This is a genomic window from Mesorhizobium sp. M7A.F.Ca.MR.148.00.0.0 (assembly GCF_003997735.1).
Lineage (GTDB): Bacteria > Pseudomonadota > Alphaproteobacteria > Rhizobiales > Rhizobiaceae > Mesorhizobium.
The window spans coordinates 66,172-81,985 of sequence record NZ_RZTB01000023.1 but is presented as its reverse complement, the minus strand read 5'-3'; the positions used below and the strand labels follow the sequence as shown (position 1 = coordinate 81,985).

General features: G+C 62.8%; 13 protein-coding genes. 10 read left to right on the top strand and 3 right to left on the bottom strand.

From position 1 onward, the window contains the following. Positions 1 to 134 precede the first annotated feature (134 nt). The 4 genes from EOB49_RS12080 to EOB49_RS12065 are packed head-to-tail and all read left to right on the top strand — an operon-like array spanning position 135 to position 4,994. Positions 135 to 995 (top strand): sugar ABC transporter permease, encoded by an 861-nt coding sequence (locus EOB49_RS12080; protein ID WP_023809272.1) that lies wholly within the window; start codon positions 135 to 137, stop codon positions 993 to 995. Next, complete coding sequence (locus EOB49_RS12075; RefSeq protein WP_127381118.1) at positions 992 to 1,828, top strand: carbohydrate ABC transporter permease; 837 nt, start codon at positions 992 to 994, stop codon at positions 1,826 to 1,828. Before EOB49_RS12080 ends, EOB49_RS12075 begins: the two co-directional genes overlap by 4 nt. Before the next feature lie 8 nt (positions 1,829 to 1,836). Next, positions 1,837 to 2,931 carry a sn-glycerol-3-phosphate ABC transporter ATP-binding protein UgpC gene (gene ugpC, locus EOB49_RS12070; RefSeq protein ID WP_127381117.1) on the top strand — a complete coding sequence of 365 codons (1,095 nt, stop codon included), beginning with the start codon at positions 1,837 to 1,839 and terminating at the stop codon, positions 2,929 to 2,931. A 35-nt stretch (positions 2,932 to 2,966) separates the two neighbouring features. Beyond that, positions 2,967 to 4,994, top strand: coding sequence for an aldo/keto reductase (locus EOB49_RS12065; protein WP_127381116.1), 2,028 nt, complete (start codon positions 2,967 to 2,969; stop codon positions 4,992 to 4,994). Positions 4,995 to 5,021: 27 nt separating this feature from the next. Here EOB49_RS12065 and EOB49_RS12060 read toward each other — a convergent pair whose 3' ends face one another. Then, complete coding sequence (locus EOB49_RS12060; RefSeq protein WP_127381115.1) at positions 5,022 to 5,897, bottom strand: AraC family transcriptional regulator; 876 nt, start codon at positions 5,895 to 5,897, stop codon at positions 5,022 to 5,024. Positions 5,898 to 6,144: 247 nt separating this feature from the next. On the opposite strand from EOB49_RS12060, the gene EOB49_RS12055 reads away from it, so the two are divergent. The 6 genes from EOB49_RS12055 (at position 6,145) to EOB49_RS12030 (ending at position 15,186) form a co-directional block, all read left to right on the top strand. Further along, on the top strand, positions 6,145 to 7,611 hold the full coding sequence (locus EOB49_RS12055) for an alpha-glucosidase/alpha-galactosidase (protein ID WP_127381114.1): 1,467 nt from the start codon (positions 6,145 to 6,147) through the stop codon (positions 7,609 to 7,611). A 160-nt stretch (positions 7,612 to 7,771) separates the two neighbouring features. Beyond that, positions 7,772 to 9,856, top strand: a complete 2,085-nt coding sequence (locus EOB49_RS12050) for an ABC transporter substrate-binding protein (RefSeq protein ID WP_127381113.1) — start codon at positions 7,772 to 7,774, stop codon at positions 9,854 to 9,856. A gap of 111 nt (positions 9,857 to 9,967) precedes the next feature. After that, positions 9,968 to 10,975, top strand: a complete 1,008-nt coding sequence (locus EOB49_RS12045) for an ABC transporter permease (protein WP_127381112.1) — start codon at positions 9,968 to 9,970, stop codon at positions 10,973 to 10,975. Position 10,976: 1 nt separating this feature from the next. Further along, on the top strand, positions 10,977 to 12,116 hold the full coding sequence (locus tag EOB49_RS12040; RefSeq protein ID WP_127381111.1) for an ABC transporter permease: 1,140 nt from the start codon (positions 10,977 to 10,979) through the stop codon (positions 12,114 to 12,116). Positions 12,117 to 12,125: 9 nt separating this feature from the next. Then, complete coding sequence (locus tag EOB49_RS12035) at positions 12,126 to 13,793, top strand: ABC transporter ATP-binding protein (RefSeq protein WP_127381110.1); 1,668 nt, start codon at positions 12,126 to 12,128, stop codon at positions 13,791 to 13,793. 19 nt (positions 13,794 to 13,812) lie between these two features. Further along, on the top strand, positions 13,813 to 15,186 hold the full coding sequence (locus EOB49_RS12030; protein ID WP_127381109.1) for an alpha-glucosidase/alpha-galactosidase: 1,374 nt from the start codon (positions 13,813 to 13,815) through the stop codon (positions 15,184 to 15,186). A 15-nt stretch (positions 15,187 to 15,201) separates the two neighbouring features. Here the strand turns inward: EOB49_RS12030 and yacG are convergent, their stop codons facing one another. After that, positions 15,202 to 15,399 (bottom strand): DNA gyrase inhibitor YacG, encoded by a 198-nt coding sequence (yacG, locus tag EOB49_RS12025; protein ID WP_127381108.1) that lies wholly within the window; start codon positions 15,397 to 15,399, stop codon positions 15,202 to 15,204. Further along, positions 15,396 to 15,814: Maf family protein (locus EOB49_RS12020; protein ID WP_245472661.1), on the bottom strand; the 419-nt coding region annotated here is incomplete at its 5' end. The genes EOB49_RS12020 and yacG, both read right to left, overlap by 4 nt.

Below are 15,814 nucleotides of genomic sequence, written 5' to 3'. Positions count from 1 at the left end.
ATGACAGCGCCCCTCTCCCCGTCACTATACGGGGAGAGGATGCCGGCAGGCAGGTGAGGGGCGGCGCAGACCTCGAAGATTGAATACCGACACGCCACCCGAACGGGCGGAAAGCAAAAGGGAAGGAGGCAAAAATGCGCAATCGCAACGCCACGGCCTATCGCTTCCTCACGCCCTATCTGCTGATCTTCGCGATTTTCTGGGTATGGCCGATCATCAGCTCCTTCATGATCTCCTTTCAGGCGACGCGTACCGTGCCGTGGCGGTTCGCGCCCGGCTTCAACTGGGGCCGGTTGATCGGCGATCCGGCCTTCTTCAACGCCCTGAAGAACACGCTGCTCATCCTTGTCATCCAGGTGCCGGTGATGATCTCGCTGGCGCTTGTCATGGCGGTGCTGTTGAACTCGCCCCTGCTCAAGGCGCGGGGCCTCTACCGCTTTGCCTTCTTCGCCCCGGTGGTGGTCGGCGAGGTCGCCTATTCGGCGGTGTTCCGGCTGATGTTCAACCTCGATTTCGGCATCATCAACAAGCTGTTGAACAGCATCGGCCTGCCCAAGATCGACTGGTTTTCCAACGTCACGCCGGCGATGGCGCTGATCATGATCGCGGTGACCTGGCGCTGGGCCGGCTACAACGCCATCATCCTGCTCGCCGGCATGCAGTCCATTCCCGAAGATGTCTACGAAGCGGCGACGCTCGACCGCGTCAGCAAGCTCAAGCAGTTCTTCTACATCACCCTGCCGCTCTTGAAGCCGGTCATCGTATTCTGTCTTGTGCTGTCGATCATCGGCACCATGCAGCTGTTCACCGAGCCGTTCCTGATCACCGAACGCGGCGGACCTGGCGGCGGTACGGAGACGCTTGGCCTGCTGCTCTATCGCCAGGGTTTTAGGTCGCTCAATTTCGGCTATGCGTCGGCCGTCGCCTACACCATGGCCGGGCTGGCGATCGCCATCACGCTGGCGCAGCTGTGGCTGACGAGGGAACCGAAATGAGTTCGCGCTCCTCCGCCAGACTGGGACGCAGCATCGCTCTGCATCTGTTCCTGACGCCATTGGCGCTGATCTGGCTGTTTCCGCTGTGGATGATGATCGTGTTCTCGACCATGCCGGACAACGGCATCTTCAGCCCCGGCATCGAGCTTTTGCCGCACGGCAATTTCATCGACAATTTCAACAATCTGCAGCGTGACACGAACTTCGTCGGCGCCATCGGCATTTCGGTCTCGGTGGCGGTGACCTACACCATCCTGTCGGTGCTGCTGACGTCGATGGCCGGCTGGGCGCTGGCCCGCTACCAGTTCTTCGGCAAGGGCGTGGTTGTCGCCATCATCCTCGGCACCATCACGCTTCCCTATGCGGTCGTGCTGATCCCGCAATTCATCATGGTGGCGCGCGACTTCAAGCTCGCCAACACCTGGGTGGCGCTGATCGTGCCGCCGCTGTTCAATTCGCTCGGCGTGCTGTTCATGCGGCAGAGTTTTTCGATGATGCCGGACGACCTCTTCGATGCTGCGCGCGTCGAAGGCGTCAAGGAATGGCGCATCTTCCTCTTCGTCGCGCTGCCTTTGGCGCGGCCGATGCTGGCCGCACTCGCCATCATCCTGTTCCTCGCCTCCTGGAACAATTATCTGTGGCCGCTTTTGATCAACAGCCAGCCGGGTTCGATGACGGCGCCGGTGGCGCTCGGCACGCTGATCGGCCTCACCAAGGTGTCATGGGGCGGCATCATGGCGGGCGCGGTGATGCTGACGGTGCCGATGCTCGTCGTCTTCGTGCTGCTGCAGCGCCATTTCATCGCCGGCATCGCCGCCGGCGCGGTCAAGTAAGGGGCAGCATGGCAACGGTCACGCTCAACAATGTCGTCAAGCGCTTCGGTGTCTTCGAGGTCGTCCATGGCGCCAGCATCGACATCAAGGACGGCGAGTTCGTCGTCTTCGTCGGGCCCTCCGGCTGCGGAAAATCGACGCTGCTCAGGATGATCGCCGGGCTCGAGGACATCAGCGGCGGCGAGATCGCCATCGGCGGCAAGGTGGTCAACGATGTCGAGCCGGCCGACCGTGGCATCGCCATGGTGTTCCAGTCCTACGCGCTCTATCCGCATATGAGCGTCGAACAGAACCTCTCTTTCGGCTTGCGCATGACCGGCAATCCAAAGGCCGACACCGAACGGCGGGGGAAGCGGGCGGCCGAGATCCTGCGCATCAGCGAATTGATGGACAGGCGCCCGAAAAAACTCTCCGGGGGACAGCGCCAGCGCGTCGCCATCGGCCGCGCCATCGTGCGCGAACCGCAGGTGTTCCTGTTCGACGAGCCGCTCTCCAACCTCGACGCCGAATTGCGCGTCCAGATGCGCGTCGAGATCTCCCGGCTGCACAAGGAGCTCGGCACGACAATGATCTATGTCACGCACGACCAGACCGAGGCGATGACGCTCGCCGACAGGATCGTCGTGATGCGCGCCGGCCATATCGAGCAGATCGGCCGGCCGCTCGATCTCTACGACAACCCCGACAATCAGTTCGTCGCGGGCTTTGTCGGCTCGCCGAAGATGAACTTCATCAAAGGCCGGGTCGTCGGGCACGATGCGCGTGGTGTCGTGGTCGAGCTGGCGGGTCAGGAGAAGACCTGCATCACGCAACCGCTGACCGGCGCTGCACCTGAAATGGGCAGCCCAAAAATCGGCAGCAAGGTCATTGTCGGCGTGCGGCCCGAACATTTCGGCAATGCCGGAGAGGGCGACGCCGACCTAGTGGTTGCCATCGACGTGGTCGAGCACCTGGGCGGCACAAGTTTCCTCTACGCCAGAACGGCCAACGGTGACGACGTGGTGATCCAGCGCGACGCGACGAAGGTTCCCGACACATCAGAGATCACCGTTTCCATCCGCAAATCCTACCTGTTCGACGAAAAAGGACTGCGGCTGCGCTGACCGCCGGCCCTTTCCAGCCTTCAAGGAGAATGACAATGACTGCAACCACGCCCATTCGCTGGGGCATCCTCGGCCCGGGCAGCATCGCCCAGTCCTTTGCCGGTGGCGTGGCCGCTTCGCGCACCGGAAAGCTGGTCGCCATCGGCGCGCGAAATCCCGCCAAGCCCGGCCTCGCCGAGAGTTTTCCTGGCGCCCGCATTCTCGACGGCTACGACGCGCTGCTCGCCGATCCCGACATCGATGCCATCTACATTTCGATACCGCATCCCGGTCATGCGCAATGGGCGATCAAGGCGGCTGAGGCCGGAAAGCATGTGCTGTGCGAAAAGCCGCTTGCGCTGACCGCCTTCGAAGCCGACGCCATGATGCATGCCGCGCGCAAGGCCGGCACATTCCTCGGCGAAGCCTTCATGTACCGGCTGCACCCGCAGACGCTGAAGCTGGTGGACCTGATCAGGTCCGGTGTCATCGGCGACATCAGGATGATCAAGTCGAGCTTCGGCTTCGCCATGCCGGGCTTCATGCCGCAGCACCGGCTCTATGCCAACGATCTCGCCGGCGGCGGCATTCTCGATGTCGGCGGCTATCCCGTCTCGATGGTTCGGCTGATTGCCGGCGCGGCGCTCGGACAACCTTTCGCTGAGCCGGACAAGGTGGTCGGCACCGCCCATCTGGGCCAGTCCGGCGTCGACGAATGGGCGTCCGCGCTGCTGCATTTCCCAAGCGGCATTGTCGCCGAAGTCTCCTGCAGCATTTCGCTCAACCAGGACAATGTGCTGCGCATCCTGGGCACAAAGGGCCGTATCGAAGTGCCGGACTTCTGGTTCGCCGGCGGCAACCGCGACGTCGGCCTCGGCCGGATCGACATCATCGCATCCACCGGCGCGCGCCAGACCATCAGCGTCGAAGAGAAGCGCCATGTCTATTCCTTCGAGGTCGACGCAGCCGGCGAGGCCATCCGCGCCGGCGGCCAAGAATTCGCCTGGCCTGGCATGGCATGGGCGGAAAGCCTCGGCACCTTGCGTGTGCTGGACAAATGGCGGGCGGCCGCCGGCCTCGAATACGGGATCGAGAAAGCCCACCAGCGTACCAACACCATCTCCGGCCGGCCTTTGCGGTCCGGCGGCACGGCGATCGCCAAGCGCACCATTCCTGGCCTGTCGAAGCCGGCGTCGGTGGTGGCGCTCGGCTTCGAGGATTTCCGTACCTTTTCCTCAGGCTCGATCCTGCTCGATGCCTTTTTCGAGGCCGGCGGCAATCTCTTCGATACCGGCTATGTCTATGGCGGCGGCTATACCGAGAAGCTGCTTGGCGAGTGGTTGAAAAACCGTGACGTGCGCGCGCAATCGGTGGTCATCGCCAAGGGCGCGCACTCGCCGCTGTGCTATCCCGATGTGATCGGCAAGCAGCTCGACCAGTCGCTCGAACGCCTGCAGACCGATCATGTCGATGTCTATTTCATGCACCGCGACAATCCGGATGTGCCGGTCGGCGAATTCGTCGATGCGATGGATCGTGAGGTCAAGGCCGGCCGCATCCGCGGCCCGTTCGGCGGCTCGAACTGGACGATGGAACGCATGGATGAGGCAATTGCCTATGCCGAGCGTACCGGCAAGCAAAAGCCCGGCGCGCTGTCCAACAATTTCTCGCTGGCTGAAATGCTGGAGCCGATCTGGGCAGGCTGCGTCACGTCCTCCACGGATCCATGGAAGGCCTGGCTGACATCCAGGCAGATGCCGAATTTCGCCTGGTCGAGTCAGGGGCGCGGCTTCTTCACCGATCGCGCAGGTCGGGACAAGCAAGACAATGAGGAACTGGTGCGGGTCTGGTACTCCGAGCGGAATTTCGGCCGCCGCGACCGGGCGGTCGAACTTGCCGCGAGACTGGGCAAGAGCCCGATTCATATTGCGCTGGCCTATGTGCTCGCTCAGCCCTTCCCATCCATCCCGCTGATGGGGCCACGCACGCTGGATGAGCTGGACGACAGCCTGCGCGCTCTCGACATCACGCTGTCGCAAGCCGATCTCGAATGGCTGGATGGCGGCAGTCGGCGCGCTGCCTAGCTGGCTGCCTTTTTAACCGTCGCGGCGTCAGGTCTCGTCATCAGGCGCCCTGACGCCACGCCTGGCCGGTGTCCGCAAATTGGCATACATGCCGGTGGTGCGGAATTGGCTCGGCGTGATGCCGTAGCAGCGGCGGAAGACTTTTGAAAAATAGTTCGCGTCCTCGAAGCCGCACAGGATGGCGACCTCCTTCACCGGCAGAAAATCCGCCTTGGTCAGCAGCTTCGCCGCGCGTTGCAGACGCTGCTGCAGCACGAACTCGGCCGGCGGCAAGCCTTCGCTCTCGGCGAAACAGCGTGAGAAATGGGCCCGGCTGAGGCCGCTGATCTGGACCAGGTCCGCCACCGGCAGCGGCCTGTCGAGATTGGCATTGATGTGATCGATGACCGGCTGCATGGCGCTCTGTTTTTCGGCAAAGGCATGGGAGCCGAAGACATCGTCATAGAGCGCCATCGCAGCCTCATAGGCGACCGCCGAAGCAGCACCCGGCGAAGCGGCGCCTTTGATCAGGCGCAGGCTGCAATCGGCAAGATGATCGATCGTCGCCGGCTGCAGCCGAAATACCGGACCGGAGACGCTGAGGATCGACTTGTGGATGCGCAGCGCCTCCTCGCCGTTCATCGAAATCCAGAAATATTCCCAGCGCTCATCCCCGGCCAGCCAGTAGCGGTGGTTGTGCGGCACCAGCACCAGCAATGTGTCGTTCTTCTGCAGGCGGTAGTTGCGGTTCTCGTAGCGCAGCCGCCCGGATCCGCTGATCGTGTGTTGGAGCACGGTGAACGGCGTCTGGCCGCGCCTGCGCCCATCCCAGTCGTAGATCTCGTCCTCGCGCACTTCATAGCCCGTGCTCGTCGGCATGGCGTGCAGGCGCTGGCGGCCGCGCGGCAGCGAGATCGTGCGCATGGACTGTCCGTTGTTTATCAAATCCTGCAGCACAAAATTACCCTTGAAAGCATAATCCTTCTCTGGTCGCGCTCGCGAATAAGCGCATAATCGCCGTCGAAAAGCGAGAGAGATCCGCAGTCGAGGAGCGGACAGGGAGGTTGGCGAGCCGGTTTCCGGCTTGTCCTGCACACATGCCACGGCATGTGGCAACAGCTTCCCATTGTCATTCCTTGCCTGCAATTCGAAATGGAACGAGGTGCGGCTGGTGAGTTTCAAAATCGCTATCATCGGCGCCGGCAGCGTCGGCTTCACCAAGAAATTGTTCACCGACATCCTGTGCGTGCCCGAATTCAAGGACATCGAATTTGCGCTCACCGATGTAAGCGAGCACAACCTTCAGATGATCAAGGCGATCCTCGACAGGATCGTCGAGGCAAATAGGTTGCCGACCAGGGTGACGGCGACGACCGACCGCCGCAAGGCGCTCGAAGGCGCACGCTACGTCATCAGTTGCGTGCGGGTCGGCGGTCTCGAAGCCTATGCCGACGATATCCGCATTCCCCTGAAATACGGCATCGACCAATGCGTCGGCGATACGATCTGCGCCGGCGGCATTCTCTATGGCCAGCGCAACATCCCGGTGATCCTGGATTTCTGCAAGGACATGCGCGAGGTCGCCGAGACGAACGTCAAATTCCTGAACTACGCCAACCCGATGGCGATGAACACCTGGGCGGCGATCGAATACGGCAAGGTCGACACTGTCGGGCTCTGCCACGGCGTCCAGCACGGCGCCGAACAGATCGCCGAGGTGCTGGGCGCCAAGTCCACGCAGGAGCTCGATTATGTCTGTTCCGGCATCAACCACCAGACCTGGTTCATCGACCTGCGCCTGAACGGCCGCCCCATTGGCAAGGACGAACTGGTGGCTGCCTTCGAGGCGCATCCGGTCTATTCGCAGCAGGAGAAACTGCGCATCGACGTTCTGAAGCGCTTCGGCGTCTACTCGACCGAAAGCAACGGCCATCTTTCCGAATATCTGCCCTGGTACCGCAAACGTCCCGACGAGATCACGCGCTGGATCGATATGTCCGACTGGATTCACGGCGAGACAGGCGGCTATCTCCGCTACTCCACCGAAACCCGCAACTGGTTCGAGACGGAATATCCGCAGTTCCTCGAAGCGGCGTCAAAGCCGATCGACCGGGCGAAGCGCTCCAACGAGCATGCCAGCCACATATTGGAGGCGCTGGAGACCAACCGGATCTATCGCGGCCACTTCAACGTCAAGAACAATGGCGTGATCACCAACCTGCCGCAGGATGCCATCATCGAGTCGCCCGGCTTCGTCGACCGTTTTGGCATCAACATGGCCGCCGGCATCACGTTGCCGGAGGCCTGCGCCGCCACCTGCATCGCTTCGATCAACGTCCAACGCATGTCGGTGCATGCCGCGATATCAGGCGACATCGATCTTCTGAAGCTCGCCGTGCTGCATGACCCGCTGGTCGGCGCGGTTTCGACGCCGGAGGAAGTCTGGCAGATGGTCGACGAAATGGTCGTCGCCCAGGCGGCCTGGCTGCCGCAATATGCCCATGCGGTTCCGGCGGCCAGGGAGCGGCTGTCGACATCCCAGGTGAAGACCCGCGAGTGGGCGGGCGCCGCACGGCGCAGCGTTCGCTCGATCGAGGAATTGCGCGCCGAAAAAGCCGCGCTGAAGCAAGCCGGCTGAGACGAGCCGGCTGAGACGGGCCGGCTGAGACGGGCCGGCTGGAAATTCATGCGGTGATGGTGGATCCAGGGGAGGCGGATCCACTGCCACGACACCGTTTGAATTCGAGGAGAAGCGGAGCGGGTGCAAACGCTCCGGACAAACAAGAGGGAGAGAGACCGTGAGGAATTTCCGCAATATCGGCCTTGCTGCCGGACTGACGCTGAGCGTCTCGGTCTCGGCACTCGGTGCTTACGCTTCCGAACCGACGGTTTCGCCGGCGCCGACACCGTTTCCCGCCGAAGGCAAGATCAACTATGTCGCGCGAGACTCGATCCTGGAGTTCAAGGCGCTCCCCGAATATCACGAGCCCGACTGGGTCACCGAGAAATACGTCAAGACCGGCAAGCTGCCGCCGGTAAAAGACAGGCTGCCGAAGGAGCCGCTGGTCTACAAGAAGGGCAACATGCAGGACGGCATCGGCGTCTATGGCGATACGATGCGCCACGTCATCGGCGGGCGGCCGGAAGGCTGGAACTACGGCGCCGGTCAGACGCAAGGCTGGGGCGGCATCGACATCGGCCTCTCCGAATGCCTGACGCGCACCGCTCCGCTGTTCCAGGTCGAGGCCAAGGACACCGAGCCGCTGCCGAACCTGGCCAGGAGCTGGGACTGGTCGAGCGATGGCCACAGGCTGACCATGCACCTCATCGAAGGAGCGAAGTGGTCGGACGGCGTGCCGTTCAATGCAGACGACGTCATGTTCTACTGGGACGACGAGGTGGTCGATCCCAACGTCTCGCCGCTGAACGGCGCCACGCCGGAAACCTTCGGCGTCGGCACGACGCTGAAGAAGGTCGACGACTACACCGTCGAATGGACCTTCAAAGATGCCTTCCCGAAGCAGTATCTGTATGCCATGGCCTACGGCACTTTCTGTCCTGGCCCCGCGCACATCCTGAAGCCGCAGCATCCGAAATACTCGAAGAACACCTACGATCAGTTCAAGAATGCCTTCCCGCCGGAATTCATGAACATACCGGTGATGGGTGGCTGGGTCCCGGTCGAATACCGGCCGGACGACATCATCGTCATGCGCCGCAATCCCTATTACTGGAAGGTCGACGAGAAGGGTAACCAGCTGCCCTATCTCAACGAACTGCACTACAAGCTGTCGACCTGGGCCGATCGCGACGTCCAGGCGGTGGCCGGCGCGGCCGATTTTTCCAATCTGGAGCAGCCGGAAAACTTCGTCGCCTCGCTGAAGCGTGCGGCAGAGGCGAACGCACCGGCCCGTCTTGCTTTCGGCCCGCGGCTCATCGGCTACAATCTGCGCTTTAATTTTTCCGCCAATGGCTGGGGCAATCCGGACGAACGCGGCCAGGCGATCCGCGAGCTGAACCGCAACGAGGATTTCCGCAAGGCCGTCACCATGGCGCTCGACCGCAAGGCGCTCGGTGACTCGCTGGTCAAGGGGCCGTTCACCGCCATCTATCCCGGCGGCCTGTCGTCAGGAACCAGCTTCTACGACCGCGCGTCGACGGTCTACTACCCCTTCGACCTCGAGGGCGCCAAGGCGGAACTCGCCAAGGCCGGCCTCAAGGATACGGATGGCGACGGCTTCGTGAATTTTCCTTCCGGTACCGCCGGCGGCAAGAATGTCGAGATCGTGATGCTGGTCAACAACGACTACACGACCGACAAGAGCCTTGCCGAAGGCGTCGTCGCCCAGATGGAAAAGCTCGGGCTTCGGGTCGTGCTCAATGGCCTCAACGGCACCCAGCGCGACGCTTCCCAATATTCGGGCCGCTTCGATTGGCTGGTCCGGCGCAACGAACAGGAACTGACGTCGGTGGTGCAGAACACCGTGCAGCTTGCCCCGGTCGGCCCGCGCACCAGCTGGGACCATCGGGCGCCGGAGAACGGCGAGGTCGATGTGATGCCGTTCGAAAAGGATCTCGTCGATATCGTCAACAAGTTCGTCTCGACGCAGGACAACGACCAGCGTGCCAGCCTGATGAAACAATTCCAGAAGATCTCGACGGAGCACGTCTACAATGTCGGCCTGACGGAATATCCCGGCGCGCTGATCGTCAACAAGCGCTTCTCGAACATTCCGCAGGGCACGCCGATCTTCATGTTCAACTGGGCCGAAGATTCGATCATCCGCGAAAGGGTCTTTGTCGCGGCCGACAAGCAGGCGAAATACGAATTGTTCCCCGAGGAGTTGCCCGGCAAACCCGGAGAGAAGGGGCCGATGAATTAGGTTTACCTCCCTGACCGAGAGACCTCCGGCCGCGCCGCTGGCGCGGCCGGACAAACCAACCTCCGGACGCAACCAAGGGCGCGATCGGCGAGACAAGGAAACGAACCGTCCATGCTGCGATTCCTGCTCACGCGCATAGCGTCGGCAATCCCGGTCCTCGCCATTTTGAGCCTGGCCACCTTTGCCATCATCCAGGCGCCGCCGGGCGATTATGCCGACTACATCCGCTCGCAGGCGATCAACCAGGGTGGAGCCTCCTTCGCCGAGGCCGACGCGCAGGCAAAGGCCTATCGCATCGAGCATGGTCTCGATAAGCCGCTGCCTCTCCAGTATCTCAACTGGATCGGTGGCATCATCACCCGCGGCGATTTCGGCTACAGCCTGTACTACAACAAACCGGTCGCCGACGTGGTCGGAGAGCGCCTGCCGCGCACCCTTCTCCTGGCGCTGGTTTGCCATCTGCTGGCCTCGGTGCTGGGCATCACATTCGGCATATGGGCGGCGACAAGGCAATACACCTGGATCGACTCGACACTGTCGGCCATCTCTTTTCTCGGCATGACTGTGCCGCGCTTCCTGATGGCGCTGATCATCGTCTATCTCCTGGTGTTCCAGTTCAACGTGTCGGAGATCGGCTCATTCTTCTCGCCGCAATATGGTGGCGCGCCGTGGTCGTGGGCCAAATTCGTCGACCTGGTCAAGCATGTCTGGCCGGTGGTGGCGATCGCGACTTTCGGCGGCCTCGCCTACAATATGCGCGTCATGCGCGGCAATCTGCTCGATACGCTGAACGCGCAATATGTCGAGACGGCAAGGGCCAAGGGGCTGACGGGTGCCGCCGTCGTCATGCGCCACGCCGTGCCCAACGCGCTGCATCCGCTCATCATGTATCAGGGTGTGGTGCTGCCTTACATGCTGACCGGCGAGATCGAGACGGCGATCATCTTCGCGCTGCCGACGGTCGGCCCGGCGATCGTCGGCTCCATGGCTGTCGGCGACGTCTATGTCACCGCCACCTTCATGATGGTGCTGTCGGCGACGCTGATCGTCGGCAACATCATCGCCGACATGCTGCTCGTCCTGCTCGATCCGCGCGTGCGCCAGTTCGGGGAGCGCTGAGATGCTGGCGCGCGATCCATCCCCTCCACCGCTGCCGGCCGAAGGTCCCATCGTCGCCAAACCGGCGCGCGGCAACGAAAGCTATATCGCGCTTGTCTGGCGCCGGCTGAAGCGCTCCTGGACCGGCATGGCCGGGCTCTGGCTCGTCGTGCTGCTGCTGTTGATGGCCGTGTTCGCCGAGTTCATCGCGCCAATGGACCCGAAGGTCACGGATGTCGGCTTCGCTCCGCCGCAGGTGCCAAGCTTCCATGACAGAGACGGCGGTTTCACCGCACGGCCGAGGGTCTATGCGCTGGCCGATTCGGCGGACCTCGATCCGGTCACTTTCCAGCCCGTCGTCGGTCCCGACTACGACCATCCAAGGCTGCTTGGTTTCTTCGTGCATGGCGCGCCCTACAAGCTGTTCGGGCTGCTGCCGGCGGACCGGCATCTGTTCGGCTCGCTGGACGGCCAGCCGGTGCATTTCCTGGGCACCGACAAGTTCGGCCGTGACGTGCTGTCGCGCGCCATCCATGGTTCGCGCGTCTCGCTGATGATCGCGCTGACGGTCGTCTTCATCATCACCGTCATCGGCACCACCGTCGGCATGGTCTCCGGCTATTTTGGCGGCAGGTTCGATGTCTGGATGCAGCGCTTCGTCGAACTGGTGCTCGCCTTCCCGCAGCTGCCGCTCTATCTGGCGCTGACGACGCTGATCCCGGTCACCGCTCCCACCAACGTCTTCCTGGCTTTCGTCATCATCGTCATGTCGGCCTTGGGCTGGGCGCAGATGTCGCGCGAGGTGCGCGGCAAGACGCTGGCGCTGGCGCGGATCGAGTATGTGCGCGCCGCCATGGCGGTCGGCGCCACCGACCGACGCATCATCATGCAGCACATCTTCCCCAATGTGATGAGTCATGTGATCGTCGCCGTGACGCTGGCGATCCCGACCGTGGTGCTGCTCGAATCCTTCCTCGGTTTCCTCGGCTTCGCCGTCAAGCCGCCGCTGATCTCGTGGGGTCTGATGCTGCAGGACACCGCGACCTATTCCGTCATCGGCACCTATCCCTGGATCCTGTCGCCGGTCGGTTTCGTGCTCGTCACCGTCTTTGCCTTCAACGCGCTGGGCGACGGCCTGCGCGACGCCGTAGACCCCTACTGAGGTGCTGAGATGTCCGTCGCGCTCGCCGAATCCTTCGCACCGATCGTCCGTCACGACCATGACGGACGCCAGGGCCAGCCGATCATCGATGCTCGCAACGTCGCCGTGGCCTTCAAGGTCGAGCATGGCGTCGTCGACGCGGTCAAGGACATCTCGTTTCAGCTCTATCGCGGCGAGACGATCGCCATCGTCGGTGAATCCGGTTCGGGCAAGTCGGTGACGGCGCGCACCGTCATGGGCCTTCTGTCGCGGCGCGCCACCGTGTCCCCCGGATCGAGCGTCTGCTATGACGGGCAAAACATCCTGAAATTTCCCGAGAGCGCCCGGCGCAAGCTGCGCGGCAACCGCATCTCGATGATCTTCCAGGAGCCGATGAGCTCGCTCAACCCGATCTATACGGTCGGCAGCCAGATCGTCGAGGCGATCCGGGTGCATCGTAAGGTCAGCCGCAAACAGGCCTGGGCGCGCGCACTGGAACTTCTGCAGCATGTGCAGATTCCCGATCCCGCCGCGCGGCTCAAGCAATACCCGCACCAGCTCTCTGGCGGGCAACGCCAGCGGGTGATGATCGCCATGGCGCTGGCCAACAATCCCGATGTGCTGATCGCCGATGAGCCAACCACAGCGCTCGATGTCACCGTCCAGGCGCAGATCCTGAACCTGATCCGCAGCCTGCAGAAAGAGCTGCGCATGGCGGTGATCCTGATCACCCACGACTTGACCGTGGTGCGCCAGTTCTCCGACTACGTCTATGTCATGCAGCATGGCGAAATGTGCGAGCACAACGTCACCGAACGGCTGTTCGCCAACCCACAGCACCCCTATACGAGACGGCTGCTGGCTTCAGAGCCGCATGGCCAGCCGAAACCCCTTCCGGAGGGCTGCGGCACCATCCTCGAGGCAAGCGGCGTGCACGTCTCATTCATGCTGCGCCACGGCACCTTCCTGAAGCCGGACTGGCGAGAACTGGTCGCCGTCGACGATCTCGGCCTGAAACTCTGTCGCCATGAGACGCTGGGGCTGGTCGGCGAATCCGGCTCCGGCAAGACCACCTTCGGCCAGGCCTTGCTCCGCTTGATCGACGCCAAGCGCGGCGAGATCCATTTCGACGGCAAGCCGATCCATGGCCTGTCGCGTGCCGAGATGCGGCCGCTGCGCTCGCGCATGCAGATCGTCTTCCAGGATCCGTTTTCCTCGCTCAACCCGCGCATGACGATCGGCCAGATCATCGAGGAAGGGCTGATCGTCAACAGCATAGGGGCGACGCGGCGCGAGCGGGTCGAACGGGTGCGCGACGCGCTGGTCAGCGCCGGCATGCCGGGCGATATACTGTCGCGGTTTCCGCATGAATTCTCCGGCGGCCAGCGGCAGCGCATCGCCATCGCCCGCGCCATCGCGCTCGAACCCGAATTCATCCTGCTCGACGAGCCGACATCGGCGCTCGACCTCTCCGTCCAGGCGCAGATCATTGACCTCCTGCGCAAGCTGCAGGACGAGCGCGGCCTCAGCTACCTCTTCATCTCGCACGACCTCAAGGTGGTGCGCGCGCTGTGCCACCGCGTGATCGTCATGCAGAACGGCAAGATCGTCGAGCAGGGTCCCGTCGACGACGTCCTGTCCAATCCCAAGACCGCCTACACCGAACGGCTCGTCAGGGCCGCTTTCGACGTGGCCTGAAAATGTGCCGGAGGTTAGCATGACAAGAAATCCCAAGATCACGTTCATCGGCGCCGGCTCGACGGTGTTCATGAAGAACATTGTCGGCGACGTGCTGCAGCGGCCGTCGCTTTCGGGCGCGACGATCGCGCTGATGGACATCAATCCGCAGCGGCTGGAAGAGAGCGCCATCGTCGTCAACAAGCTGATCGCGACGCTCGGCGTCAAGGCGAAGACCGAGACCCATTCGGACCAGCGCAAGGCACTGGCCGACGCCGATTTCGTCGTCGTCGCCTTCCAGATCGGCGGCTATGAGCCCTGCACGGTCACCGACTTCGAGGTGCCGAAGAAATACGGCCTGCGCCAGACGATTGCCGACACGCTGGGCGTCGGCGGCATCATGCGGGGCCTCCGGACCGTGCCGCATCTGTGGAAGGTGTGTGAAGATATGCTCGCCGTCTGCCCGCAGGCGATCATGCTGCAATATGTCAACCCGATGGCGATCAACACCTGGGCGATATCGGAGAAATATCCCGACATCAGGCAGGTCGGCCTCTGCCATTCGGTGCAGGGCACGGCGATGGAACTGGCTGAAGACCTCGACATTCCCTACGAAGAAATCCGCTATCGCTCGGCCGGCATCAACCACATGGCGTTCTACCTGAAGTTCGAGCATCGCCAGCCGGACGGTTCCTACCGCAACCTCTACCCAGATCTCGTGCGCGCCTATCGCGAAGGCCGCGCGCCCAAGCCCGGCTGGAACCCGCGCTGCCCCAACAAGGTGCGCTACGAGATGCTGACCCGGCTCGGCTATTTCGTCACCGAGAGCTCGGAACATTTCGCCGAATACACGCCCTACTTCATCAAGGAAGGGCGCCCCGACCTGATCGAGAAGTACGGCATCCCGCTGGATGAGTATCCCAAGCGCTGCATCGAACAGATCGAGCGCTGGAAGGGACAGGCTGAGGCCTATCGCTCGGCCGATCGCATCGAAGTCGAGCAGTCCAAGGAATATGCCTCGTCGATCATGAATTCGGTCTGGACCGGCGAGCCGTCAGTGATCTACGGAAATGTCCGCAACAATGGCTGCATCACCTCGCTGCCCCGCGATTGTGCCGCCGAAGTGCCGTGCCTGGTCGATGCCTCCGGCATCCAGCCGACCTATATCGGCGAGCTGCCGCCGCAATTGACCGCGCTGATGCGCACCAACATCAACGTGCAGGAACTGACGGTGCGGGCGCTGATGACCGAGAACCGCGAGCACATCTATCATGCGGCGATGATGGACCCGCACACATCAGCCGAACTCGATCTCGACCAGATCTGGTCACTGGTCGACGATCTCCTGGCCGCTCATGGCGACTGGCTGCCGGGTTGGGCGCGCTTGAAGCGCAAGAGCGAGGCCGCCGCCTGATCGGCGGCGCTCGGCCTATTTCGGAGCGTCCGGGTCCGTCTCTTCCTCGTCGTCGCGGGCCTTGATGACATAGGCGCCCTTCAGCCAGCGGTTGAGGTCGATGTCTTTGCAGCGTGTCGAGCAGAACGGGAAGATGTCGCGCGCCGAGGGCTTGCCGCATTCGGGGCAGGGGCGCTTCGGGCGCAAGGGCGTGACTTTGGGATCGGAATTCACAGCCGGGGTCCCGCCAGCCAGCCGCCATGCACCTTGAAGCCTTCGCCGCTCAACAGCGCGACGGTCTCATAGAGCGGCAGGCCAACGATATTGGTGTAGGAGCCGACCAGCTTGACGACGAAGGCGCCGGCGAGGCCCTGGACCGCGTAACCACCCGCTTTGCCGCGCCATTCGCCCGAGGCGACATAGGCGTCGATCTCTTCGCGCGGCAGCCGCTTGAAACGCACCCGCGTCTCGACCAGCCGTTGGCGCAGCTTGCCACCCGGGGTGATCAGGCAGATGCCGGAATAGACCCGGTGCGAACGGCCCGACAACAGCCCGAGGCAGTTGGCAGCGTCGTCGAGGGTTTCCGCCTTGGGCAGGATGCGCCGTCCGACGGCAACCACCGTGTCGGCGGCCAGCACGAAACCTGGCG

Bases quoted from the DNA above. Each gene is read 5' to 3' on its own strand.
- EOB49_RS12080 (WP_023809272.1), top strand. From the start codon at position 135: ATGCGCAATCGCAACGCCACGGCCTATCGCTTCCTCACGCCCTATCTG.
- EOB49_RS12075 (WP_127381118.1), top strand. From the start codon at position 992: ATGAGTTCGCGCTCCTCCGCCAGACTGGGACGCAGCATCGCTCTGCAT.
- ugpC (WP_127381117.1), top strand. From the start codon at position 1,837: ATGGCAACGGTCACGCTCAACAATGTCGTCAAGCGCTTCGGTGTCTTC.
- EOB49_RS12065 (WP_127381116.1), top strand. From the start codon at position 2,967: ATGACTGCAACCACGCCCATTCGCTGGGGCATCCTCGGCCCGGGCAGC.
- EOB49_RS12060 (WP_127381115.1), bottom strand. From the start codon at position 5,897: ATGCGCACGATCTCGCTGCCGCGCGGCCGCCAGCGCCTGCACGCCATG.
- EOB49_RS12045 (WP_127381112.1), top strand. From the start codon at position 9,968: ATGCTGCGATTCCTGCTCACGCGCATAGCGTCGGCAATCCCGGTCCTC.
- EOB49_RS12040 (WP_127381111.1), top strand. From the start codon at position 10,977: ATGCTGGCGCGCGATCCATCCCCTCCACCGCTGCCGGCCGAAGGTCCC.
- EOB49_RS12035 (WP_127381110.1), top strand. From the start codon at position 12,126: ATGTCCGTCGCGCTCGCCGAATCCTTCGCACCGATCGTCCGTCACGAC.
- EOB49_RS12030 (WP_127381109.1), top strand. From the start codon at position 13,813: ATGACAAGAAATCCCAAGATCACGTTCATCGGCGCCGGCTCGACGGTG.